Source organism: Flexivirga caeni (assembly GCF_003724155.1).
GTDB lineage: Bacteria > Actinomycetota > Actinomycetes > Actinomycetales > Dermatophilaceae > Flexivirga > Flexivirga caeni.
The window spans coordinates 173430-195946 of the sequence record NZ_RJJQ01000002.1 but is presented as its reverse complement, the minus strand read 5'-3'; the positions used below and the strand labels follow the sequence as shown (position 1 = coordinate 195946).

The window sequence follows — 22517 nt, the reverse complement described above, 5'->3', positions numbered from 1 at the left end:
CCCTCTATATTGACAACCATCAATTCAATGCGCAAGGCTGACTGCATCGACAGTTGTCTAATCAGAAGGTGGTCGGTCGTTGATGGTGTCCGTTGCCCGTGAACAGGTGCTCACTGGTCAGCCGCGTGTGGGGCTGGTCCGATGAGCGACACCGCAACGCGTCCCGCGCACGCCCCGGTGGTGGCGAAACTGTCCACCCTGGACCGGTTCCTGCCAATCTGGATCGGCGCCGCCATGGTCGTCGGACTGCTCCTTGGTCGGATCATCCCCGGACTGGACACGGCACTGAGTGCCGTGGAAATTGAAGGGGTTTCGCTCCCGATCGCGCTCGGGCTGCTGATCATGATGTACCCGGTGCTGGCCAAAGTCCGCTACGACAAATTGGACTCCGTCACCGGCGACAAGCGGCTGCTGGTCACCTCCCTGGTGCTGAACTGGGTGCTCGGGCCGCTGCTGATGTTCACCCTCGCCTGGATCTTCCTGCCCGACCTGCCCACCTACCGCACCGGCCTCATCATCGTCGGCCTGGCCCGGTGTATCGCCATGGTGATCATCTGGAACGACCTGGCCTGCGGCGACCGCGAAGCCGCCGCCGTGCTGGTCGCGATCAACTCCTTCTTCCAAGTCATCATGTTTGCCGTCTTGGGCTGGTTCTACCTGTCGGTGCTGCCCGGCTGGCTCGGCCTGCACCAAGAACACCTGGACGTGTCGGCGTGGAAGATCGCCGGGTCCGTCCTGGTGTTCCTCGGCATCCCGCTACTGGCCGGGTACCTGTCCCGGCGGCTGGGCGAACGCGCCAAGGGGCGTACTTGGTATGAGGAGAAGTTCCTACCCCGGATCGGCCCCTGGGCCCTGTACGGGCTGCTGTTCACCATCGTCATCCTGTTCGCGTTGCAGGGCCACCAGATCACCGGTCACCCGCTGGACGTGGTGCGTATCGCGCTCCCGCTGCTGGTCTACTTCGCCCTCATGTGGGGCGGCGGTTACGCCCTTGGCCGCGCCGTCGGCCTGGGGTACGAGCGCACCACCACGCTGGCGTTCACGGCCGCCGGCAACAACTTCGAACTAGCCATTGCCGTCGCGATCGCCACCTTCGGCGTCACCTCCGGGCAGGCCCTGGCTGGCGTCGTCGGCCCCCTCATCGAAGTGCCCGTGCTCGTCGGCCTTGTGTACGTCTCCCTGGCCCTGCGCAACCGGTTCACCACCACCCGGGAGTCCGCCCATGCCAGCACCTGACAGTCCCGCCCTAACCGCCCCAGCCTCTCCTGCGGACCAGACCGCACCGGTGCGCCCGGTCGACACGGCGGCGATCATCGAAGACCTGGCCTACCAGTTCGACGGCATCTTCAGTCGCGACCAAGTCACCGCTGCGGTGACCGGGGCCCGTGATCTGCTGGAACCACGGTCGAAGATCGCCACGTTCCTGCCGATCCTGATCACCCGGCACGCCAAAGAACAACTGACCGCCACCGCACAAGCCGGCGGCCAACTGGGCAGGACGGTCCCGGAAATCCTGTTCGTCTGCGTCCACAACGCCGGACGCTCCCAAATGGCCGCCGCGATCGCCGCACACCTCGCACCGGGGAAGGTGCACGTGCGCTCGGCCGGATCCCACCCCACCGGGCAAGTGAACCCGGTCGCCGTCGAAGCCCTGCATGAGCGTGGCATTGACCTGACCGAGGCGTACCCGAAACCGTTGTCCGACAGCGTTGTCCACGCCGCCGACGTCATCATCACCATGGGCTGCGGCGACGCCTGCCCGGTCTACGCCGGGAAACGCTACGAGGACTGGGACATCCCCGACCCCGACGGGCAACCCCTGCCCGTGCTGCGCGACATCCGCGACAACCTGACCACCCGCGTGAGCGCCCTGCTGCGCGAACTCAACATCTAACCCGCCCTCGCACCGCTGCTGTTCTGCTCGCTCACCCCTTGTGACCTTCCTGCTCTTGAAAGGCCAACGTCCATGCACCTGGTTGCCATCGGTGGCTCCGACGCCGGTATCTCCGCCGCGCTGCGCGCCCGCGAACTCGACCCCACCACCGACGTGACCGTCGTCGTTGCCGACGCCTACCCGAACTTCTCCATCTGCGGGATCCCGTACTACATCTCCGGCGAAGTCACCCACTGGACCAACCTGGCCCACCGCACCCACGCCGACCTGGAAGCCACCGGGATGCGGCTGCGACTGGACACCCTGGTCACCGACATCGACGTCCCCGGCCAACAGTTGCTCGTCCGCACCCCCGACGGCGGCACCGACATCATCGGCTACGACGAACTGGTCGTCGGCACCGGCGCCGTTCCCGCCCGGCCACCCATCGACGGCCTGGACCAGCTCGGCACGGGCGACGGGGTGCACCTGCTGCACTCCATGGGCGACACCTTCGCCCTGACCGACTCCCTGGACCGGATCAACCCCACGAACGCGCTGATCGTCGGTGCCGGGTACGTCGGCCTGGAAATGGCCGAAGGCCTCACCGGCCGCGGCATCCACGTCACCCAGGTCGAAACACTCCCCGAAGTCCTGCCCACCGTCGACCCCGACCTCGGCGCCCTCGTGCACACCGAACTGGACCGGCACGGCGTCGACGTGCACACCAGCACCACCGTCACCCGCATCGCCAAAACCGACACCGGGCTGCACGTCACCGGCACCGGACCCGACCAGCAACCCCTGGAATGGGACGTCGACCTGGTCCTGGTCGTCGTCGGCGTCACCCCCGACACCGACCTGTTCGTACGTGCCGGAGCCACCACCGGGCCACGCGGCGCCGTCGTCGTGGACGAGACCATGGCCACCGGGCTGCCGCACGTGTGGGCCGCCGGTGACTGCGTCATCACCCACCACCGCCTACTCGGCACCACCTACCTCCCGCTCGGCACGACCGCGCACAAGCAAGGACGAGTCGCCGGAGAGAACGCCCTCGGCGGCTCCACGAAGTTTGCCGGAAGCCTCGGCACCCAAGTCGTCAAGGTCTTCGACCTGGTCGCCGCGCGCACCGGCCTACGCGAACACGAAGCCATCGCAGCCGGATTCACCCCCGTATCGGCGACCGCGACACCGGACGACCACAAGGCGTACTACCCCGGGGCGCAGCCCATCACCATCCGCATCACCGGCGACCAACACACCGGCAGGCTGCTGGGCGCCCAGTTAATCGGGGCCCGCGGCACCGAAACCGCCAAACGCGTCGACACCTACGCCACAGCCCTCTTCCACGGCATGACCGTCGACGACGTGTCCCAGCTCGACCTGTCCTACACCCCACCCCTCGGCTCACCCTGGGACGCAGTCCAGATCGCGGCGCAAACTTGGGCCCGGCAACACGCCATCACACCGTCGGCCGCCGCGCGGACAGCGATGACGTGAGTCGATGCCCTTGCTCCTCTGCGTCAAAGGCCCCGGCCCGCACCAAATAAGACGCGTCTTCGTCAGCCCGGCCACATCCTGGAAATCGGTGTGCTACCAGCCAGTCCCCGGTTCGGTTGCATCCGGTACCGAGGACCTGGGTTTACCGTCGATCGATGAGCACACCAAGGCCGACACCAGTGGATGAGGCGTGGATACCGGCGGATACGTGCACCCTGCCGACCACGCAGCGACCAGTGCGGGTCGCCGGATTCGATGACTTGTTCGCAACCGCTGCCAGGGAAATAGACCACGCGAGCCCGACCCGAGCTCGGCTCGCGCTGGTCGGCGAATTAGACCCGAATTAGACCTGGTCGCGCGAGTGGAGGAGCTGACGGCCCGAGAGACAGCCTGCTGCTCGTTCTTCACGTTCACCGTCACCTCGAGCGCCAGTGCCGATCCGAATGAAGTCCGTGTCGTGCTCGACGTTCAGGTCCGGGAGGCCCGGGCCGACGTCCTCGCGGCCCTGGTCACTCGGGTCCGTGTCAGCCCGCGGGCCTGGCCTGAACAATGGCTGAACCCGGCGAGGGGCCTGCGGCCCGGGCAGGTTGCCGACCAAACCGGAGCCAATCGGGAAGCACATCGCTAGTGCGAACGATGCGGCCGAATCACCGTGCCCAGCCATTAGTCGAGTCTCGACATCGTCTGTCGGTGAGTTTCGACAACAACCGATCCGTCCATTGGATGTCAGTGAGCATCCTGGTGGCCGCTCGGTTGTCACATCCTTGGTCGTCAGCCGTGATTCGCGGCAGCGGCACGCTTCAACGCGTGCCGTAGCTCGCGCCCGTCCGGCACACCCTGCCCGCCCGGGTACATCCGGCACGCAAGAGCCGGCACGGCATCCGTTACCGCGAACGGGTCAACACCATCGATCAGGATCGTCGGCGAGCCCACAAACCGGTGCCGCTCGGCGGCCGACTGACTGTCGATCACCACCACGTTGACACTGACCTTGCCCAGGCCGACCTCATCCAAGGACGACCGGAGCAAGCGCAACGCACCGTCCTCGTTGACGCAATCAGGCACGACCAGAAGTTCAACACGCATGCCCACATCATCCCCCGGGTCGGCGCGGGCGTGGTGTCCCTCGGCGTGCACGGATTCGTCGCCACTTTGCAACCCGGCGCCGCGTTCGGACGCATCCTCGCCGATTACGGCGGCGTTTTGTCGCTGGATCCCTGATCTGGGAATGGTCGCCGATGGCTAGCGACGCGATCGGTGGGACGTCGCCGGAGCCCTCGTCTGCCTCCTCGGCGTCGCTTTGATCATGTACGCCCCGCGCGGAAACCGATCGCGGATGGTCAAGCGCGTAGCGGACAGCCAGGTCTGATCCCCAGGAGTGCCCGAGAACGATCCACAAACGGCTACTCCCGGCACATCAATTCCCGCCCCTGCCAGTTTTTGCCGGGCGACGGAAGAGCTTGAGCGAGCATGGCCCCGTCGCCCGTGTGCAAACCTCGCACTATGTTCTGGAGGTTCTTGCTTACTGCCGTCCGATCCCGATATAGTGTTTCGCCGCTTGGGCGGCCAGGATCACACCGGCAAGACGTGCATCCGTAGCCATCATGAAGTTACGTCCATAGGTTTGTGTACGACCGATCCGGTGATCGTGTCGCTGCGACGTGAGCGCGATCGCCGCCGCTCGCGCTAAACCCGCACGGCGCGGCTGCACCATCGTTCACTCGACCCGGCGCTCGGTTCGGTTCAGTCAGCCCTAGGGAAACGCTGATCTATTGACGGTCTGGCGCGCCGGTTGCTGGGAGAATCGGGGCATGCCTGGTTCTGATGCGCAGCAGCCGAGTTTCGCCGATGTGGAGTATGGGAACCGCCGTCGGCGCACGCGCCGGGATCAGTTCCTGGCGATGATGACCGAAGTGATCCCGTGGGATGAGTGGACGGGGCTGATCGTGCCGTTCTATCCCACGACCGGTCGCCGAGGTCGCCAGCCGGTGCCGGTGGAGACGATGTTGCGGATGTACCTGCTGCAGGTGTGGTTCTCGTTGTCGGATGAGGGTACCGAGGATGCGATCTACGACTCGTACGCGTTCCGCACGTTCCTGGGCTTGGACTTCACCCCCGCCCAGGTGCCGGACGCGACCACCCTGTTGCATTTCCGGCACTTGATCGAACAGCACGACCTGGGCAAGGCGTTCCTGGATGCGCAGACCCGGTTCTTCGAGGCCAACGGGTGGATCATGCGGGGCGGGTCGGTGATCGACGCGACGATCATCGCCGCCCCGAGCTCGACGAAAAACGCTGCCGGAGCGCGGGATCCGGAAATGCATCAGACCCAGAAGGGCAATCAGTGGCATTTCGGGATGAAGGCCCACACCGGCGTGGACGCAGGGACCGGGTACGTGCATACCGTCACGGTGACGGCGGCGAATGCCGGTGACATCACCGAGGCGGCCAAGCTGATGCGACCCGACGACGAGGTCGGGTACGCCGACGCCGGATACCAAGGCGTACAGAAGCGGCCGGAGATCATCGGCGATCAGCAGCTCGCAAAGATCGAGTGGCGGGTCGCGGCGCGCAAGTCCAAGCTGAAGTTGATGCCGGTGCACGATCAGCAGGTGGAGTCACGCAAGGCGTCGGTGCGGGCGAAGGTCGAGCACCCGTACTTGATCGTGAAACGTGACTTCAAGTTCACCAAGGCCCGATACCGCGGGTTGGCTAAGAACCACAACCTGCTGCAGGTGTTGTTCACCAGTGCGAACCTGCTGATGCGTACCCGAGCGGTCCAGATAGCCGGGGTGCCCGGGCGGTAGCCTGCCCACAAACCGGCAGCAGGCCCCGGAAATCCCGGGGAACCGGCCAAATCGCAGTGGTGTCAACCCTATTCGCAGTGCCCCACGCGACCTGCCGCACCAGGGTCGCCCCAAAATGGCACTTAGATCAGCGATTCCCTAGCCGTCTTGCCCTGTTCCCGAGATGTGCTCGGTCCATGCTCTCTCTGCTTCTTCGAGGCTCATCGCCTCGACCCGGGAGGCCGGCAGGCGCACCACGTACAGCAGTGCATCAGTCAACCACTTCGGGACAGGCTCGGGCCGTTCCGGTTCAGGCGCCGCGGTCAGGCCGCGTGCCTGCGTGGCAAACAGCTTGAGGACCTCGGTCAGTGCTTGGGTCTTGGTTGAGGATCCGGTGTCAGCGACACGTTGTTGAATCTCTGCGTAGACCTCGCTGTCCTTGCGGTAGCCGACTGCCCAGACCTCCGCGATCTCGATCCGGAAGTCGCCCACGTCGTCCTGACCGACCCGCCAGACCACACGCCAGTATCGATCTCCGACGATGATCTTGCGGTAACCGATGAGACCGCCGAGCAGCGGATCTCCTGCATAAGGGTCCCGTTCGAGCTGTAGCATCTTCTTCAACGCCCACCGCACGATCTGCGGGTCCGCTTTGAACAGGGTGCGCAGGTCATCGACGGCGTCGTCGGTCAGCCGCACGACGCACCCAGGGACATCCGGGTGCTTCTTCTTTTCAGGCACGCCCTATTCCAGACCCGTCGGCGCGGGGATCACGCGCGGCCCGCGGCGATGTCGGCGTCGAGCTCGGCCTCAAGTTCCGCCCGATCGAACCCGAACGACGCGATAACGTCATCCAACTCCGTGCGGTTGCCGCTGTCGGACAGCTCGCGCGCCAAAACCAGAGAGGCAGCGATCAGGTCAGCGCGGACACGATGCAGCTCGTCGAAGTGCTCCACCGAGATGACCGCAGCGACCGCGCGACCGTGGCGCTCGACGATGAGGTCCTCGCCATGTTCAGCGTCCTTGACCAATCCCGCGACACCGCGCCCCGTCGCCGCGGTCACGGATAGGGTCCGCTCGGGGTGCACGTCAACGAAGCTGTCCATGGATAAAACTGTACAGGAAACTGTATAGATCGCAAGCGACTCTCACGCGCCTGGGCGAGAGTTCACCGCCCGGACGCGGACCACGACGATCACTTCGCACCATCCAACCCGACTCGGCCAGGTGCTATCAGCCGAGCTTGAATCTCCCGGACATCCTCGACCTGACCCGGGCTGCGGGAGCTGCGCTGCACCAGGTGCTCCCAGATAGTTTCCGATACAACTGCACTTTTATCGGGTTCTATCGTGGTGGCGATGTCGTTCTCGCGCAGCTCGAGCTCAGCAGCTGGTACGAGGCGCCGCACCCCGAAACCAACGGCCGGTGGCACCGACCTGCCTGCGCGGACCGGCCACATCGATCCGGAAGGCACGCGCCGCGACGTACGAGACGGCCCACAGGTTCAATCATGAACACCTCCGCCCACTTGCGCGCCCAGCCCGACGTCGGTGGCTCGCTGGCCGTGGCGGTCGATCACCTCAACGCCACGATCGAGAAAGGGCTAGCTACCCAGCGAGCCTAAAGCTACCGGAAATCCGCGGAATCCCGGCCTTCGAGGTGGTCGGGATAACGGACAACTCCCCCTCCGGACACCGACGTCGAATGGCCTTGTGGATCCGAATCTCTGCGATCCACAAGGCCATTCACGTTCTATCCGCCTGTGTTGCTGCGGTGTGGTTGACTGCCGGTCACTTCACAAGGCTGCCAAAGCCGCCCTGAGGGACCCCCAGACTCCGACCAAGCGAAATGTGTCATCCCCAGTGGCCCCGCCCCAGGAAGGTCAGTCCGCGCCATGGGCAGATCGTCGGCGACCGCTGGGGAATCGCCTAGGAGCGTCTAACTGCGAGGAGCCCGTCGTGCAGCGCCGCGAGCGACGCTCAGCCTAAGCGAGATGCAACTGCCTCCGGACACGTTCTGGTGCGGCCCAGCTCTGCCCCGCTCTGCGGATCGAACATCTGTGGCAATGCCGCGATTCGATTACTCGGAGGATCGCCCTGTGGATGACTCGCCCGGCAGATCCGGATGGATCAGAGTGAGGCCACTGGGCGCTGCCAGCACGCGAAAGTCGCGAAGGTTGCCCATCACCACTGGAAGTGGCGGTTCGACAGCCAGCGCGCAGGCCGCGATCCACGTGTCCTTCTGTCGCCGTTCTCGGTCGTCGGCGGTATCTGTTGCGATGGTCGCGGCGCGCCGCTTGGCTCACTCGGTCACGATGTCCTCGACACGGGCCGGCAACAGCGCATAGTCAGCAAGACCTAGCCGAAGCGCGTCTGCCCGTTCATCATCCAGGACATTCATGCTCAAGAAGGTCCGGACTTCCGCGGAGGTAATAAACGAAGTGAACGGGCGGTGACCGACCAAGAGCGCAGCGAACTCCTCGCCGCGTCCTTCACCGAGGGCAATCCATGACAGCACATCGGTGTCGACCAGGAGTGGGCCAGCCAGCACCTCGCCAGGTGTCACTGGGTCAGGAACTCGTCGAGTGCCGCACGCTCCCCCCGCCGTCAGCGGCGTGCGTGCCACAGACGACCAGCGTCGTGGCCCTGGCACATCGAGCAGTCCACCACGGTGGATAGAACCCGCGCGGCGTTAGTTGTCGCCGGTCCACGTGTCGCCCAAGCAACCGGTGGGAAGGTCTCGTCGCTTCGCCCAGGGAGCATTGAGGGTGGCGAGGCTGCTGGCGGCGTGGATGCCTGCCATGAGCAGAATCGTCGGGCGTAGCCCGAGTTGGCTACCGAGCCAGCCAGCAGCGAGGCCTGCCAGCGGCATCGTGCCGAAGTTGATCATCGATGCGGCACCGGTGGTGCGCCCGAGCAGGTGTGGCGGGGTCCATCGTTGCCGGAATGCTCCGCGTATGACGTTGGCCCCGACCACTCCCGCACCGACGAGCCCGGCTCCTAGCGGAATGAGCCATACCATTGCACCAGGTCCGGCGCTCCCGATCAGGAGCGCGGTCGGTCCGCCCAGAATTTGCAGCACCAGCATGCCGCGCGCGTTTCCAAGTCGCCGGGAGATCCGTCCGGCGGCTGCAGCGCCGACGAGTCCTCCGACACTGCCGGTCGCCAGGAGAAGACCAACGTGCTCGGGCGTGGTCCCGAGATCGCGGACCATCCACAGCACCAGCAGCGCCTGGTATCCGGTGAGGGCGAAGTTCGTCACGCCGCCCTGAACGGCGAACCAACGCAGGTACCGGTCGCCCACCGTGACTCGCAGGCCCTCCCGGATCAATGTCCGCAGCGGCTCTTGGCACCTGGGGTCGTCCTCGTCGGGCCCGTCGGCAGCTGGTCGGATCCGGCATAGGCACACGATCGAGACAGCGAAGCTGGTGACATCCATGAGGAGCGCCTGGGCCGCTGGAACGAGCGCGATCAATACGCCGCCGACACCCGGCCCGGCGACCTGCATCGCCGACTCGGTGCCGTACACGCGCCCGTTCGCCCGCTCCAGATCGTTGGGATGAACGACCTGGGTCAGGAGCCCGGGGTAGGCAGTCCGAAAGATGACCTCCTTCACCCCGCCACCGAGTGCCGCGAGCAGCAGATGAATCAGGGTCAGTCGGCCGAACACCGCGGCGATCGGCACCGACACCAGCACGGCGGCACCGACGAAGTCTGCGGCGATCATAATCCGACGGTTGTCGCCGCGATCGATGTAGGCGCCGGCCGGCAGCGCGAGCAGCAGCCAGGGCAGCCAAGCGCCTGCGGTCAGTAAGCCCATCCATTGCGCGGACGCATGGAGTGCAGTCACCGCCAGCACCGGCAGTACCACCGTAGTGGTCATTGACCCCAAGACGCTGACGGCCTCACCGAACCAGAGCAGGCGGAATTCGCGGTTGCTGCCCAACGGGGGCGCAACCGCAGCGGGTGCGAAGGTCATGGCTGGCTCGGGAACCCCTGCGAGAACACGAACACCGGCTCACGTTCGGCACCGTCATCCGGTGGCGTGCGCTCGCTCCATCGCTGCAATAGCGCGACCACCTCGGCGGCGACTTCACGCAGTTCGTCCGGCGTCAGACGCAACCACATCTGCGTTGCGTAGGCCGCCCCATCCCACTCCGGGGCCGACTCGGCGTTGCACAGCCAGGCCCGAGCTCGATCGACCTGTCGCTGCAAGTCGAGCGCCGCAGCCTCCTGGGCGACCACGCTGCCACGGAAATCACGGGCGTTCCACCGGGTGCTCGACGACACCAGACGCCACCACCGCTCCCGCCGGTCCCGCGCCAGTTCCGGCGCCTCCTCGACCAGACCTGCCTCGCTCAGCACCTTCAGATGGTGACTCGCGTTCGCAACCGCCTGGCCCGTCCGGGAGGCGAGCATCGACGCGGTCGACGGGCCATCCACCTTCAACGCGTCCATCATCCGTGCCCGGAACGGATGAGCCAGCGCGGCCAGCGTCGCCGCATCGGTGATCGTGCGGACATCAGATCTCGTCATGCCACCAAGGTATATGCACAAGAGCTATTGCGCAATGGCTCTTGTGCATATCTCACCTGTAGGCGCGGTAGCAGGTCACCATGACCGAGGTCAGGACCGCCGGCTCCTCCCCTCAGATAAGGGACACTGATCCGGCTCCGTTCAGCCGGAGAGCGCGTGGGTGAGGAGAGTGATCGAGTCATTGACTGCTACGAGCTGCTCAGGGGCCAGTCGCGCGTCGAGTGCTTGGGCCAGCCAAAGGTGTCGAAGTTCGCGGCCCTCGCGGACCTGATCGCGCCCCGCATCGCTGAGCGTCACGATCGCGCGGCGTCCGTCGGCAGGGTCGGGGCGGCGCTCGATCAGGCCTTTCGCTTCCAGCCCGTTGAGAGTCACTGTCATGGATTGCGAGCGCACGCCCTCGGCGGCGGCCAGCAAGGTCGTCGATGAGGGGCCGTCCTTGTCCAGCCGCAGCAATACCGCGCCTTGTGCCGAGGTGAGACCCCCTTCGGGAATCTCCCGCATGCGCTGCCGCAGTTGACGGAACAGCAGCACCACGTCCCGTGCCGCCGCTGATGCTGCCTCGGATGCGGTCGATCCCTCGTCTGTGGTCGTCATACCGCCATTCTCTCTCGCGACTCTACGTAGAGTTATTTACGTAACGTAGCCTACGTATGCAGCACTACTTAATTTCCGGCGTGCACTTCGAGAGAAGAAGGAAACATGAGTCAGTCAACCCCATCCATCGATCCGCACCGCACCGCGCTCCTAGTCATGGACTACCAGCCCTCCGTCCTCGCCTCCCTGGACGAGACGGAACACCTCCTAGACCACGTCCAGGACGCGATCGCAACGCTGCGCCGGCACGGCGGCCACATCGCCTACGTCCGTGTCGCCTTCGACACCGCGGACGTGGACGCGATCCCCGAGCACAGCCGCATGTATCGCATCGCGCAGCTGGCCCGGGACCATCTCCACAAGGATGCTCCGGCCACGGCAGTCCACGCCCGCCTCGCTCCGGAAGCCGGGGATATCGTGGTCCGCAAGACGCGCGTCGGCGCCTTCTCCACCACCGATCTGGACGAGCAGCTGCGCGCCCGTGGCATCACCACCCTGCTATTGGCCGGCGTGTCCACCAGCGGGGTCGTGCTGTCTACCGTGCGAGACGCCCACGACCGCGACTACACCGTCTACGTCCTGGCCGACGCGACCGCGGACCCCAAGCCGCACGTGCACGAGTTCCTCACCGAGCACGTCTTTCCCACCCAGGCCGACGTCATCACCGTCTCCGGACTCAAGCGTCTCTTCGACGACACGATGAAGCGGGAGGGTGAGGGCAACTGATGACGCCGTCTCGGACTCCCTCTTCGCAGACACCGTTTCCACCGACATCGCCCCCTCCGGGCAGCGGCGATGGGGTCAACCCGTTCGGGTGGCGCTTCGTCACCCCCCTGTATGTCGGGTCGGCGCTGAACCCGATCAACAGCTCGCTGATCGCGACCGCCCTGGTGCCGATCGCAGCCGGGATCCACGTGTCGGTCGGCCAGACGGCGATCCTGGTTTCCTGCCTTTACCTGGCCAGCGCGATCGCCCAGCCCACCGGCGGCAAGCTCGGCGAGGTCTTCGGACCCCGACGGGTGTTCCTGGCCGGCATCCTGTTGGTCCTCGCCGGTGGCATCCTCGGCGGCCTCTCCCACACGCTCGGCGAACTCACCGTCGCCCGAATTCTCATCGGTATTGGCACCTCCGGCGGGTACCCCTCCGCCATGTTGATCGTGCGACGACGAGCGCAAGATGCCGGACTCAGTGCCCCGCCGGGAGGTGTGCTCGGCGGCCTGCAGATTGCCGGCACCGCCACCGCAGCGCTGGGCCTGCCGATCGGCGGAGTCATCGTCGACGCGTTCGGCTGGCGCTCGACCTTCCTGATCAACGTGCCCGTCACGATCATCGCCTTCCTGGTCACGCTGCTCTGGCTGCCACGAGATCCCCTCGCCGAACGGCTGGGCACCCGGACCGTTCTCAGCCGCATCGATCTGACCGGGATCCTGCTGTTCGCAGCCGCACTGTCCGGGCTGATGATCTTCCTGGACGCATTGCCGACCCCACGCTGGGCATACTTGGCCGCGGCGGTCGTCCTCGCTGTCGCACTCGTGCTCTGGGAACGTACGGTGACGACGCCGTTCCTCGACGTGCGTCTGCTGACCCGCAACCTCGCGCTCACCCGTACCTACCTGCGCTTCGGGCTCACCTCGTTGTGCGTCTACACCGTGCTCTATGGGCTCAGCGACTGGCTGGAAGTGACCCGCCACTATGACTCCCGGACGGTCGGGCTGCTCATCCTGCCCATGTCGGGCCTTTCCGCGATCCTGATGCGCCCGGTCGCCAGCCGCAACCTGATCCGATCCGCGCTCTACGCCGCCGCCCTCGCATCCCTGGCCGGGTCGATCGGAATCATGCTGTTGGGCACCGGTACCCCGATCATCCTGGTGATCGCACTCACCCTCGTCTTCGGCGTCGCCCTCGGTACGTTCGCTCCCGCCAATCAAACGGCCCTCTACCAGCAGGCCGATCCCGACCAGATCGGCACCGCAGCGGGCCTGTTGCGCACCTTCGGCTACATCGGCTCCGTCGCATCCTCCGCCCTGATCAGCATCTTCTTCCGCACCAGCGTCACCGACGCCGGGCTGCACACCATCGGCGCCGTCATGACCGGCGCCAGCATCCTCGGCGTGCTGCTCCTCGTCGCCGACCGGCAGCTACGACACCGCCATGCCGCGTCATGACGCGCGAAACCAGCTGATCGGTCCTCTGCTCGATGCGCAGGCGCACGGAGCCAGCGAAGACGAGCCGCGTTCCTACCGACCGGGATTCTCGCTCGCCTGCACCATGGCCTCCACGATGCGGCCGAAATCGGCGATCGTCGCAGGCTCGAGATGATCCACCACGAGCCTGCGGCTGCTCGCCAGATGGACGGGCCATGCTCTCGCCAGCAGTTCGCTCCCCCGATCGGTCAGCTCCACCAATCGGCTGCGGCGGTCGACCTTGGACTGAGTCCGGGTCAGCAGACCGTCCCGGGCCATGGTGTCGATCAGGCGTGAGGTCTGAGCTTGCGAAACGGCGACCTTGTCGGCCAGATCGCTGACCCGTAGTCGTTGGTCGGGGGCTTCGGACAGAAACATCAGCACTGTGTATTGAGTCAGGCTCAAGCCGACCTTGCCCTGCAGATCCGAACTCAATGCGCGCGGCAGAGTGACGACCAGTCGAGCCAGCGCGCGCCAGGCACGCTCCTGTTGCGTGCTCAGGGGCTCGGTCATGTCTGTTTACCGATCTCGTTCCCGGGCAAGCCGCCGGGCAGGACACGAAGTATGTGTTTCACGCCATCGTTGCAGACATATCACCGAGACTGTCATCACGACTGCTCCAACAGATCTTCGACGGTCGCCACGGCATCTGCTTCGGCGTAGGCAGCACTGAGTCGTTACGCGGTCTTCCGGTAACGCTCGCTGTCCAGAACCTCCAGGACCGCTCCTGTCACCCGCTCCTTCGTGGGCCGCTGCGTATGAAGGTCGATGCCTGCCTCGTGGTACGTCAGGTGGGCGGCAACGATCTGTTTGTCCTCGGTTGCTCCAGCGATGATCACGGGTACGCCGCAGGCGAGGGCCTGTTGCGTCGCACCGAAAACGCCGTTGGTGACCAGTAGGTCGGCTCGCGGAAGGAGGAGATCGAAGGGTAGGTAGTTCGCAATGCGCGCATTGGCCGGCGGCTCAATGCGGAGCGACGACGGGTCCCGCCCGAGCGCCGCGATCACGATGACATCCTGCCCGGCCAAACCTTCGAGAGCGGGAACGACGAGTTCGGTGAGATCTTCAGTGGCCACCGTCCCCTGCGTGACCACGACAACGGGCTTGCCGGAGTCGAGATCCGCTCCACCAGGACGGGGTCCGGATATCCGCAGCGGGCCGTGACCGCAGAATCCCTGCGTAGTGCAACGACTCCGGTGGCGCCGCACGCGGAAAATCGAACTCACGCACGGTGAGCGCCGCGACCGCGTCCGGCAAGGTGTAGAAAGCCGCCGGGACGCCCGGAACGTCACCGGTCGCACCCAGCCGGGCAACCGAGTGCTGCACTGCTTCTCGAGTGGGTTGAAACATCGCTTCGAACTGCTCGTTTGCGGCAGTACTGGCCTGTCTCACCTCGCCATCGGCAAGCCCCGGCACCGGGCCCATGGGCGTGGTGTCGCTGTCGCCGATCAGCAGCGGACCGGCTGCAACCGCGACCCATCGCTGTGGGCTCCGGCCGGTCGCACCCAGCGCAACCGGCCATGCACCCATGAACAACGTGTTGGACAGCAGGACCTGGTCGGGGTTCGCCGTCAGAAGTCGTTGCAACGCCTCGTGCTGGTCCGTGATGCCGGCCGCAAACCCATGGATGAGGTCCCAGTTGATCTGATCCGGTCCGGGTGCCAGCGCCACACGATCCGGGCACGTCGCAAGCTCGCGAACATCGATGTCAGCAGCTCCGGACAACGTCGCGACCCGTGCGCCAGTCCGTTCGGCAGCTTCCGCGAAAGCACTACCGACCAGAGCGGTCACCGTATGGTGCCGCCGGACCAGCTCCCCGGCCAGCTGCAGCAGCGGCGCGGTTTCGCCGTGCACGGGAGGCGCGGCCACCATCACTGCCGTCATCGCGGGATCCCTCCCCCGCCCTGACCGTGTCTCGATCCATCAGGTGCGACGTAGGCGACTGTCTCCTGCTGCTCCGATGTATATACATACACATGTAGTTACCTACTTTTCGACTCATCCGCTGTCAAGGGCGCCGCAGGAACCCCGGGCCGCGGAGGTCCCGGAATATCGCGGCCGTTGAGCGCGCTTGTCGCGGCAGGCCACGACAATTGACCGAGACCGAGCGCCAGAACTTTCTCGCCGACACCGGCGCGGCAACTCGCAAGGCACGGCTCATCCGGGAAGCAGGGCGCGTGACACTCACCGTGCAGCGCGAAGAGCCGCCATGTCAGTACGTCATCGTGGAGGGCAGCATCGTCGATGCCGTGACCCCTACCCCGCGGCAGGTTCGCGAGAAGATCGCGATCCGCTATCTGGGTCCGGAGGCCGGGCGCAGTTTCACCGACGCGATGAACGGCGCCGACTCCGTCCTGTTCACCATCCGCCCCGGCCGCTGGATCACGCAGGACTTCTCGGAGTAGCAGTGGCATCGCCGGTGTCGCGGCGCGAGCCGACCCGACACCGGGATGGGTGCCGGGACCGGCCCACCGGGTCAGGCCGGCCGTTCGCGACGGGTCAGCGTGCCTGAACCACCCGGCCCCCGGTGGGCCGCCCGGCAGCCGGCGGCCGTTGTGCTCACCCGAGCAGACCGGGAGTCTTCGGGTCAGCGACGTCCTGGTCGAAGTTGGTGCCGATGTTCTGGGCCTGCGAGTACTGATAGACGTCGTACTTTCCGCCGGCGCACGAGAAGTGGTCGGCGCGACTCAGTGATGGCGCACCCTTGGGCCCGACAGTGGCTCCGGAGGGTTCCGGTTCGTAGCTGTCGATGATCGCCGACGAGAATCCGGCCGTCTTCTGAGCGCCACAGAACGCCTTGGTGACGTCCGCGTGGGTGGGATTCAGGTAGAACCCCGGGAGGTAGCCGGCCTTCTTGACCGCCGTGTACCAGGCGCTGAGGAACGCGGAGGTGGTGGTGCCCTCGATGTCCTTGACGATGAGCGTGCCGGCGGGTGCCTTCGTGTTCGCCTTGGCGTCCTTGACTGCTCGCTGGCCGTCGGCCGTTCCCACGCTCGCGGTGGTGTCCGACTCGAGGTCGGCAGAGATCAGGGAGACGCGAATCCCGTTGCTCTTGGCGACGGACAGTCCGCCGGACGTCATGTTCCCGCCGCAGTAGGCGGGTAGGCAATCACTGACGTACCGGCCCCAGACCGTCGGCGTCGCGCCCGCTCTCGACTTGATCGCGTTGACATGCGCTTGGGTGATCGTCTCGGTCGTGTCGACTCCCCACGAACTGGTGGACGGTGCGACGTACGGCGAGAGCTTGATCGAGTTGGTGGGGGCCAGGTTGACGTCGCCATACCAACCCGGCTTGTGCGCCGTCCCGCACCCGCCACCGTTGTACGCGGTACACAGCTGAAGGGTGGCGCCGCCTGTTTGGTTGTTGAACACCCGATGGGTCCCGAGCTGGTTGCTCAGGTTGTGCGCACCGTACGTGTAGTACTTGAAGGACGGCTTGTCACCGTTCCACGAGCCCGAGGGGTAGATGCACACATCCCCCGACGGACATCCGTGGCTGGTGGCAGCGGACGCGGCCGGCGCACTAGTCACGCCGAATGATGCGACCGTCAACGTGGCCAGGCCTGCAGCGGTCAAACCGAAACGTCTCATGACTCTCCTCTCTGCGGTGCCGTGTATGGCGGAACGCCACACACGTTCTGTGAGCTGGGCCGAAACCTCGCGCTCCTGACGACGGAAGAACCTACGCACGCCGCGGAGGCACGGGAACCGATTTCGGCCACGGCCGAAATCGCTGACGTCGGTGCGCGGCCCCACTATTCGGCGGGTGCGGCCGCGAGATAACCCGCGAGCAAGGCATCCGCGACGAGTCCGACAACGTCGTCACCGGGCAGATAGCGGGCGTCGTGCAAGCCGTGGTCACCCCCGGTGCCGACGAACATCATCAACGCCGGAGCATGGTGCCCGTAGAAGGAGAAATCGTCGGCCCCGAAGGACCGGAAGTCGTCGGTCGTCGCATGTCCCAGCTCGCTGAGCCATCCGGTCGTCGCGGCCGCGAGGCCCGGATCGTTCACCAGGACCGGCTCCCCCAGCACGACGCTGAGCTGCCCAACGCACCCGTGCGCAGCCGCGGTGTGTTCGACGATCCTGCGCATGCGCTCCAGCGTCGGCTCGCGATCCTCCAGGCGCATCAGCCGCAGTGACCCGGACGCCGACGCCTGCTCGGGTATGACGTTGTTGGTCGTGCCGGACTCGACCCGCCCGACCATGCACACGCCACCATGGATCGGGTCCACGCCGGCCGGGGTGAGCGACTGCAGGTTCAGCACCGTCTGACACAGCGCGGTGATCGGGCTGTGCACCGTGTGCGGGTAGCCGACGTGGCCACCGGATCCGCTGACCGTCACCTCGAATTCGTCCGCCGAGGCATTCACCACGCCAGGGGTGACCGCGACGAGACCGGCCGGCAAACGGGGCTGCACGTGCGCGGCCACGACTGCGCACGTTTCCATGCGGGACAGGACACGCTCCTCGACGACGTCCCGGGCGCCCGAGGGCGCTCGCTCCTCCCGCGGTTGCAGCAGCATCGCGAGCGACGCCTGCCGGCCGCGCACCCGGTGGATGGCCCGGGCCACCGCGGTGAGCGCGGCCAGATGCACGTCGTGGCCGCACGCGTGCATGACACCGTCGCCGGCCGACCAGCTCACACCGGTCTGCTCGACGACAGGCAACGCATCGAGCTCGGCACGCAGCACCACGCAGGGCCCGTCACCCACCCGGATGAGTCTCCCCGTGCCGGCCACGATGACGCCGTCGCCCGCGCCGACGGCGTCCGCCACAAACGCAGCGGTCGGACCTTCCTCGCCGGACACGTACGGGTCCGCGTGGATTGTATGGCGCAGCGCGACCGCACCGGGCAGCTCCTCGGTGAGTGCCGCCCGCAACTGCCGCACCACGGGGTCCGCAGGCTCGAAACTCATGAAGCATCAAGGCGATAGGCACGCCGGGCATTCGCTGCACAGATGCCGGTCGCAAACCGCATGGCATCCTCCGACGTCCATGCGCCGTCGGCGATCCCGGCCTCCAGATAACCGGTCAGACTGCGCCGGAAGACCATGGTGCCGACGACATACAGCTCGGGCAGGCCGAAGGCGTCCGACGAAAACAGCACCGAACCGAACGGCGCCAGCTCCAGCAGTTCGCTCAGCACCCGCGGCGCTCCCGGACCCACGTTGTGCAAGGTCAATCCCACGTCGACGAATACATGGTCGAAGACCTGTGCCAGATAGCCCGCGTGCCGGTGGAACGGGTAGTTGTGCAGCAGCATCACCGGCACGTCCAACTTCCCGAGCGCACGCAGCAGCGGTGTCAGCAGCAGCGGATCGCAGTCGGCGAGGTTAACATCCGCATCGCCATACCCGACGTGGAACTGGATCGGCATCCCCAGGTCCGCGCCGGACCAGATGAGGAACCGCGTCAGCACCGGGTCCGCCACCCGGGCGGGCTCTCCGGACTCGAAGGCCCGCAGCAGCCGGCCGGCTGCCGCGGCGACCTCCGCGTCCGTGGGTCGTGCCGCGTCAAGCCGCAGCCCGACCCGGTATGCCGCAACGGATTTCACGCCCACCGCACCAGCACAACGCCGGCTCAGCTCGGTCCGGAAGTCGTCCGCAAAGCGCGCCGCATCGCTGGTCCGCACCACCTGCTCGGCGACCTGCTCCAGCCGGACGATCTCCTCGCCGACCGCACCAGTGACCGCGGACAGCTCCGCGGGTGAGGTGAGGGCCTCGGGCTGAAAACCCGTGTCCACCAGGAACTTCCGAGTTGCCAAGGATCCGATGAGGCGCCGATTGACCTCGTCCACTCCCAGCTGGCGACGCCTGGCGAGGTAGTCGTCCGCAGGCGCGAGAGAAGGCAGCCCCAGCAGGGGCGCGCACCAGCGGCGAACTCCCAGACCCGCGTGTGTGTCGAAGAGTGACCCGTGCCATCGGCCGGGCCCATCCGCCTCGCAGAGCATCGACTCGAAGCCGTCCCGGTCGAGGTCGGTACGGACGATCCCGTGGCAGTGGTGATCGATCAGCTCGACCCCGTCCAGCAGGCCCGTGCCTTCGTCGGCGCTCACTTGGCAGCCACTTCGTCGAGGTCGCCGGCGATACCGTCCTCCGTGGCAAGCCGCTCACCGAGCCGGGCCGCCGTGCCGGGCGCGGCGATCACGGCCACGGCACAGACGACCAGCCAGCCGCCGGCGACGATCGGGAACCAGAAGGCGGGCGTGTTCGACGCCGGGTAGGGCAGCACGTTGCGGTAGAGGGTGTAGCCCAGCACGACCAGGGCGAGGATCGGCACGACGATCTCGTACATCGGCACCGGCAGCTTGCGCTGCACGAAGAGCAGCCGGATCGCGCCGATCGTGGTCAGCACGTAGACGACCAGGATGATCAGGGTGCCGATGGTGCCCGACCAGGCGAAGGCGTCCTCGGTCTTCGCGCCGAAGGCAAGTGCGTCGATGAGGATGATCAGCCCCATCAGGCAGGCGACCGTCGTAGCGGCCACTCCGGGCGTGCCTTCGCGCGTGACGCTGGCCAGGCCCCGCTCGCCGCCGGCGTCGCGGGCGATCGCGTACATCAGCCGTGACGCGCCGACCATGCACGCCAGGCAGCAGCCGAACGCGCTGATCGCGGCGCCGAGGGTGATCACGTCGCCGACCCAGCTGGCGACGAAGGAGCGACCGAGGTCGCCCACGAGCGAGGACGAACTCGCATAGGCCTTGACGCCGGACGGCCCGGCGCCGAAGCCCATCACCTCGATCGCAGTGACCACGGTGAAGAACACCGTGCCGAAGATCGCGGTGCCGAGGATGGCGCGCGGGATGTTCTTGCGAGGCTCAGCGGTTTCCTCACCGAGCGTCGAGGACGCCTCGAATCCGGCGAACGACAAGAAGGCGAAGACGATCCCGAGGAACAGGGTGGACACCCCGGTTCCCGGCTCGATCGCGAACACCTTCATGGTGAAGGTGTGTCCGCTGCCTGCAGGTGTGTTTCCGGCGAGGAGCCGGACCAGGACGACCGCGCACACCAGCAGGATCAGCACGATGGTCGCGCCCTCGATGGACAACAGCATGGTCGTGCCTCGTTTGGCCGGGATGATGGTGAGCACCAGGCAACCGGCCAGCGAGATCGCGGCCAGCAGGTATGGCGCCCAGCTCGGCGGATTCGACCAGATGCCAATGGTGTTCAGGAAGTCCGAGCCCAGGATCCCGAAGGCGCAGGAGGTCACGACACCGAAGAAGGTGTACGTCGCGAACAGCGCCGCTCCCGATATTGCGCCGACCCGTGGGCCCAAGGTCGAACCGACGAAGGCGTAGACCGATCCGGCGTGCTGGTAGTACTGACACATCCGGACGAAGCCGTAGCCGACGAGCAGCACGCCGATGCCGGCGAGCAGGAAGGTGAGCGGCACCGCGCGCCCCACCGTGCTGGCCGTGACCTGCGGGTTGATGTTGGCCGCCATGCTCGGCGCCATCAAGGCGACCGACAGGCCGATCGCCTGCCAGATGGACAGGTTTCGACGCAGCTGTGGGGGCCTCGAGTCGGCCATCGCACACTCCTTCGCGACGTTCGGGTCCCCCTTTAGAAATGAACAGTACAACTGTTTCTTTCTCTGTAACAGATCATTCAATGGCGGTTATGATGAGCCTCTTCGGGATACACCGCGAGGAGGTCGTCAGGTGGACACGGAAGAACGCTCCAGGCGGCAGGCGGAGGCGCATCGCGCTGCCGCAGTGCTGCGCAGTCGCGAGGTGGCGACGGTCGCCCTCACGTTCGTGGACACGGCCGGCATCACGCGGGTCAAGGCGGTGCCCGTCGCCCGGCTGGTGCACGCCGCGACCTGGGGCGTCGGCATGTCACCCGTCTTCGATGCGTTCCTGTCCGACGACTCCATCGTTGCCGGCCGCTTCGCCGGCGGGCCGGTGGGCGACTTGCGTCTCTTTCCCGATCTGTCACGGCTGACTGTGCTTGCGGCGCAACCAGGTTGGGCCTGGGCGCCGGTCGACCGGCTGGCGCAGGACGGATCCGCGCACCCCCTCGACCAGCGGAGTCTGGCCCGGCGTCAGGTCGCGCAGCTGGCGGACGGCGGCTACACCGCGCGCATGGCGTTCGAGATCGAGTGGGCGGTCGGCGTCGACCGGCCCGACAGCGACGACTTCATCGCTGCCGTGCGCGGCCCAGCATACGGCTTCACCAGGGTCGTCGAGGCGTCCGACTACTTGCACGACCTTGCGAATGCCCTTGCCGCACAAGGGATCGAGGCCGAGCAGATCCATCCGGAGTATGCCGAGGGGCAGTTCGAGGTGTCCGTCGTCGCCGAGGATCCCGTGGCCGCGGCCGACACCTTCGTGCTCACCCGGGAGACGATCCGCGCCGTCAGCCGGCGGCAGGGGCTCCGAGCGTCGTTCTCCCCCAAGACCGTTGCCGGTGGCGTCGGGAACGGCGGTCACGTCCACCTGTCCCTGTGGGCAGAGGGACGCAACGCGTTCGCGGACGGCCGAGCCCGCTACGGGATGACCGAGGTCGCCGACCGCTTCAGTGCCGGGATCCTGGATCATCTGCCGGCACTGCTCGCCGTCGGCACCGCCTCCGCCGCCAGCTACCTGAGGCTGATCCCGCAGCACTGGGCTGGTGCGTTCCAGGCGTGGGGACTCGAAAACCGCGAGACCGCACTACGTTTCGTCACCGGATCGCCAGGTGACAGCTACCGCGCCGCCAACCTCGAGGTGAAGTCCTTCGACGAATCGGCCAATCCCTACCTGGTCGTGGCGGGCCTGATCGGTGCCGGGCTGGACGGTATTGCAGCCGATCGCCCGCTGCCGGAACCGCTCGAAGTCGACCCGGCGGGTCTCGGCGAAACCGAACGGAGCACCCGCGGCATACGTCCGCTGCCAGCATCGCTCGACGACGTGGCGACGGCGTTCGAGGCCGACGACGCGCTGACCGCAGCCTTCGGCGCAGAGCTGGCGACGACCATCGTCGAGGTACGACGCGCCGAGCACGCCCGATTCGCCAGCGCCTCCGAGGAAGAGATCGCCGTCGCTGTTCGCTGGAAGTACTGA

22 protein-coding genes and 1 pseudogene are annotated in these 22517 nt (G+C 66.4%); 9 read left to right on the top strand and 14 right to left on the bottom strand.

What is annotated here, in order from left to right; translation table 11 throughout:
* The first annotated feature begins 141 nt into the window (after nucleotides 1-141).
* From arsB to EFY87_RS03300, 3 genes are all read left to right on the top strand, one after another.
* Nucleotides 142-1236, top strand: a complete 1095-nt coding sequence (gene arsB, locus EFY87_RS03310) for an ACR3 family arsenite efflux transporter (RefSeq protein WP_123270029.1) — start codon at nucleotides 142-144, stop codon at nucleotides 1234-1236.
* Nucleotides 1223-1894 carry an arsenate reductase/protein-tyrosine-phosphatase family protein gene (locus tag EFY87_RS03305; protein ID WP_123270028.1) on the top strand — a complete coding sequence of 224 codons (672 nt, stop codon included), beginning with the start codon at nucleotides 1223-1225 and terminating at the stop codon, nucleotides 1892-1894. Before arsB ends, EFY87_RS03305 begins: the two co-directional genes overlap by 14 nt.
* Nucleotides 1895-1966: 72 nt before the next feature.
* On the top strand, nucleotides 1967-3373 hold the full coding sequence (locus EFY87_RS03300) for an FAD-dependent oxidoreductase (RefSeq protein ID WP_123270027.1): 1407 nt from the start codon (nucleotides 1967-1969) through the stop codon (nucleotides 3371-3373).
* A gap of 771 nt (nucleotides 3374-4144) precedes the next feature.
* Here the strand turns inward: EFY87_RS03300 and EFY87_RS03290 are convergent.
* On the bottom strand, nucleotides 4145-4459 hold the full coding sequence (locus EFY87_RS03290; protein WP_123270226.1) for a hypothetical protein: 315 nt from the start codon (nucleotides 4457-4459) through the stop codon (nucleotides 4145-4147).
* A 21-nt stretch (nucleotides 4460-4480) separates the two neighbouring features.
* On the opposite strand from EFY87_RS03290, the pseudogene EFY87_RS03285 reads away from it, so the two are divergent.
* Together EFY87_RS03285 and EFY87_RS03280 are read left to right on the top strand one after the other, a co-directional pair.
* Nucleotides 4481-4742, top strand: a pseudogene (locus tag EFY87_RS03285) (YnfA family protein); the annotation flags it as partial.
* Between the two features lie 442 nt (nucleotides 4743-5184).
* A complete protein-coding gene (locus EFY87_RS03280) occupies nucleotides 5185-6180 on the top strand; it encodes an IS5 family transposase (RefSeq protein WP_123270026.1) in 996 nt (331 codons plus the stop codon).
* Nucleotides 6181-6318: 138 nt separating this feature from the next.
* Here the strand turns inward: EFY87_RS03280 and EFY87_RS03275 are convergent, their stop codons facing one another.
* From EFY87_RS03275 to EFY87_RS03250, 6 genes are all read right to left on the bottom strand, one after another.
* Entirely contained in the window at nucleotides 6319-6858 is a 540-nt protein-coding gene (locus EFY87_RS03275) for a type II toxin-antitoxin system RelE/ParE family toxin (protein ID WP_123270025.1), read from the bottom strand.
* Between the two features lie 71 nt (nucleotides 6859-6929).
* A complete protein-coding gene (locus EFY87_RS03270) occupies nucleotides 6930-7265 on the bottom strand; it encodes a type II toxin-antitoxin system prevent-host-death family antitoxin (protein ID WP_123270024.1) in 336 nt (111 codons plus the stop codon).
* Between the two features lie 1195 nt (nucleotides 7266-8460).
* Nucleotides 8461-8724, bottom strand: coding sequence for a PIN domain-containing protein (locus tag EFY87_RS03265; RefSeq protein WP_148043224.1), 264 nt, complete (start codon nucleotides 8722-8724; stop codon nucleotides 8461-8463).
* A 126-nt stretch (nucleotides 8725-8850) separates the two neighbouring features.
* Nucleotides 8851-10137: an MFS transporter gene (locus EFY87_RS03260; protein WP_123270022.1), complete on the bottom strand. Its 1287-nt coding sequence runs from the start codon at nucleotides 10135-10137 to the stop codon at nucleotides 8851-8853.
* The gene (locus tag EFY87_RS03255) at nucleotides 10134-10694 is read right to left on the bottom strand and encodes an ArsR/SmtB family transcription factor (RefSeq protein WP_123270021.1); all 561 of its coding nucleotides are present in this window, start codon (nucleotides 10692-10694) and stop codon (nucleotides 10134-10136) included. The genes EFY87_RS03260 and EFY87_RS03255 overlap by 4 nt, the downstream gene beginning before the upstream one ends.
* A 141-nt stretch (nucleotides 10695-10835) precedes the next feature.
* Nucleotides 10836-11288, bottom strand: a complete 453-nt coding sequence (locus tag EFY87_RS03250) for a MarR family winged helix-turn-helix transcriptional regulator (RefSeq protein ID WP_123270020.1) — start codon at nucleotides 11286-11288, stop codon at nucleotides 10836-10838.
* A gap of 105 nt (nucleotides 11289-11393) precedes the next feature.
* Between EFY87_RS03250 and EFY87_RS03245 the strand changes: the two genes are divergently transcribed.
* Nucleotides 11394-12014 (top strand): cysteine hydrolase family protein, encoded by a 621-nt coding sequence (locus EFY87_RS03245; protein WP_123270019.1) that lies wholly within the window; start codon nucleotides 11394-11396, stop codon nucleotides 12012-12014.
* Nucleotides 12014-13453, top strand: a complete 1440-nt coding sequence (locus EFY87_RS03240) for an MFS transporter (RefSeq protein WP_123270018.1) — start codon at nucleotides 12014-12016, stop codon at nucleotides 13451-13453. Before EFY87_RS03245 ends, EFY87_RS03240 begins: the two co-directional genes overlap by 1 nt.
* Nucleotides 13454-13525: 72 nt before the next feature.
* Here EFY87_RS03240 and EFY87_RS03235 read toward each other — a convergent pair whose 3' ends face one another.
* From EFY87_RS03235 to EFY87_RS20205, 3 genes are all read right to left on the bottom strand, one after another.
* On the bottom strand, nucleotides 13526-13984 hold the full coding sequence (locus EFY87_RS03235) for a MarR family winged helix-turn-helix transcriptional regulator (protein ID WP_123270017.1): 459 nt from the start codon (nucleotides 13982-13984) through the stop codon (nucleotides 13526-13528).
* A 164-nt stretch (nucleotides 13985-14148) separates the two neighbouring features.
* The gene (locus EFY87_RS20210) at nucleotides 14149-14547 is read right to left on the bottom strand and encodes a glycosyltransferase (protein ID WP_158607483.1); all 399 of its coding nucleotides are present in this window, start codon (nucleotides 14545-14547) and stop codon (nucleotides 14149-14151) included.
* Nucleotides 14537-15355: a glycosyltransferase family protein gene (locus EFY87_RS20205; RefSeq protein ID WP_158607482.1), complete on the bottom strand. Its 819-nt coding sequence runs from the start codon at nucleotides 15353-15355 to the stop codon at nucleotides 14537-14539. Before EFY87_RS20205 ends, EFY87_RS20210 begins: the two co-directional genes overlap by 11 nt.
* 209 nt (nucleotides 15356-15564) lie before the next feature.
* Here EFY87_RS20205 and EFY87_RS03220 point away from each other — a divergent pair, with 209 nt between their 5' ends.
* The gene (locus tag EFY87_RS03220; RefSeq protein WP_220093478.1) at nucleotides 15565-15876 is read left to right on the top strand and encodes a pyridoxamine 5'-phosphate oxidase family protein; all 312 of its coding nucleotides are present in this window, start codon (nucleotides 15565-15567) and stop codon (nucleotides 15874-15876) included.
* Nucleotides 15877-16030: 154 nt separating this feature from the next.
* Here the strand turns inward: EFY87_RS03220 and EFY87_RS20200 are convergent, their stop codons facing one another.
* The 4 genes from EFY87_RS20200 to EFY87_RS03200 form a co-directional block, all read right to left on the bottom strand.
* Complete coding sequence (locus tag EFY87_RS20200) at nucleotides 16031-17062, bottom strand: glycoside hydrolase domain-containing protein (RefSeq protein ID WP_158607481.1); 1032 nt, start codon at nucleotides 17060-17062, stop codon at nucleotides 16031-16033.
* 164 nt (nucleotides 17063-17226) lie between these two features.
* The gene (locus EFY87_RS03210; protein WP_123270013.1) at nucleotides 17227-18390 is read right to left on the bottom strand and encodes a M20 metallopeptidase family protein; all 1164 of its coding nucleotides are present in this window, start codon (nucleotides 18388-18390) and stop codon (nucleotides 17227-17229) included.
* On the bottom strand, nucleotides 18387-19529 hold the full coding sequence (locus EFY87_RS03205) for an amidohydrolase (RefSeq protein WP_123270012.1): 1143 nt from the start codon (nucleotides 19527-19529) through the stop codon (nucleotides 18387-18389). Before EFY87_RS03205 ends, EFY87_RS03210 begins: the two co-directional genes overlap by 4 nt.
* Nucleotides 19526-21004, bottom strand: coding sequence for an APC family permease (locus EFY87_RS03200; protein WP_123270011.1), 1479 nt, complete (start codon nucleotides 21002-21004; stop codon nucleotides 19526-19528). Before EFY87_RS03200 ends, EFY87_RS03205 begins: the two co-directional genes overlap by 4 nt.
* A 130-nt stretch (nucleotides 21005-21134) precedes the next feature.
* On the opposite strand from EFY87_RS03200, the gene EFY87_RS03195 reads away from it, so the two are divergent.
* A complete protein-coding gene (locus EFY87_RS03195) occupies nucleotides 21135-22517 on the top strand; it encodes a type I glutamate--ammonia ligase (protein WP_281276149.1) in 1383 nt (460 codons plus the stop codon).

What these genes read in the sequence shown, in the direction of transcription:
- arsB (WP_123270029.1), top strand. Translation starts at nt 142, where the DNA reads ATGAGCGACACCGCAACGCGTCCCGCGCACGCCCCGGTGGTGGCGAAA.
- EFY87_RS03305 (WP_123270028.1), top strand. Translation starts at nt 1,223, where the DNA reads ATGCCAGCACCTGACAGTCCCGCCCTAACCGCCCCAGCCTCTCCTGCG.
- EFY87_RS03300 (WP_123270027.1), top strand. Translation starts at nt 1,967, where the DNA reads ATGCACCTGGTTGCCATCGGTGGCTCCGACGCCGGTATCTCCGCCGCG.
- EFY87_RS03290 (WP_123270226.1), bottom strand. Translation starts at nt 4,459, where the DNA reads ATGCGTGTTGAACTTCTGGTCGTGCCTGATTGCGTCAACGAGGACGGT.
- EFY87_RS03280 (WP_123270026.1), top strand. Translation starts at nt 5,185, where the DNA reads ATGCCTGGTTCTGATGCGCAGCAGCCGAGTTTCGCCGATGTGGAGTAT.
- EFY87_RS03270 (WP_123270024.1), bottom strand. Translation starts at nt 7,265, where the DNA reads ATGGACAGCTTCGTTGACGTGCACCCCGAGCGGACCCTATCCGTGACC.
- EFY87_RS03260 (WP_123270022.1), bottom strand. Translation starts at nt 10,137, where the DNA reads ATGACCTTCGCACCCGCTGCGGTTGCGCCCCCGTTGGGCAGCAACCGC.
- EFY87_RS03255 (WP_123270021.1), bottom strand. Translation starts at nt 10,694, where the DNA reads ATGACGAGATCTGATGTCCGCACGATCACCGATGCGGCGACGCTGGCC.
- EFY87_RS03250 (WP_123270020.1), bottom strand. Translation starts at nt 11,288, where the DNA reads ATGACGACCACAGACGAGGGATCGACCGCATCCGAGGCAGCATCAGCG.
- EFY87_RS03245 (WP_123270019.1), top strand. Translation starts at nt 11,394, where the DNA reads ATGAGTCAGTCAACCCCATCCATCGATCCGCACCGCACCGCGCTCCTA.
- EFY87_RS03240 (WP_123270018.1), top strand. Translation starts at nt 12,014, where the DNA reads ATGACGCCGTCTCGGACTCCCTCTTCGCAGACACCGTTTCCACCGACA.
- EFY87_RS03235 (WP_123270017.1), bottom strand. Translation starts at nt 13,984, where the DNA reads ATGACCGAGCCCCTGAGCACGCAACAGGAGCGTGCCTGGCGCGCGCTG.
- EFY87_RS20205 (WP_158607482.1), bottom strand. Translation starts at nt 15,355, where the DNA reads ATGACGGCAGTGATGGTGGCCGCGCCTCCCGTGCACGGCGAAACCGCG.
- EFY87_RS20200 (WP_158607481.1), bottom strand. Translation starts at nt 17,062, where the DNA reads ATGAGACGTTTCGGTTTGACCGCTGCAGGCCTGGCCACGTTGACGGTC.
- EFY87_RS03210 (WP_123270013.1), bottom strand. Translation starts at nt 18,390, where the DNA reads ATGAGTTTCGAGCCTGCGGACCCCGTGGTGCGGCAGTTGCGGGCGGCA.
- EFY87_RS03200 (WP_123270011.1), bottom strand. Translation starts at nt 21,004, where the DNA reads ATGGCCGACTCGAGGCCCCCACAGCTGCGTCGAAACCTGTCCATCTGG.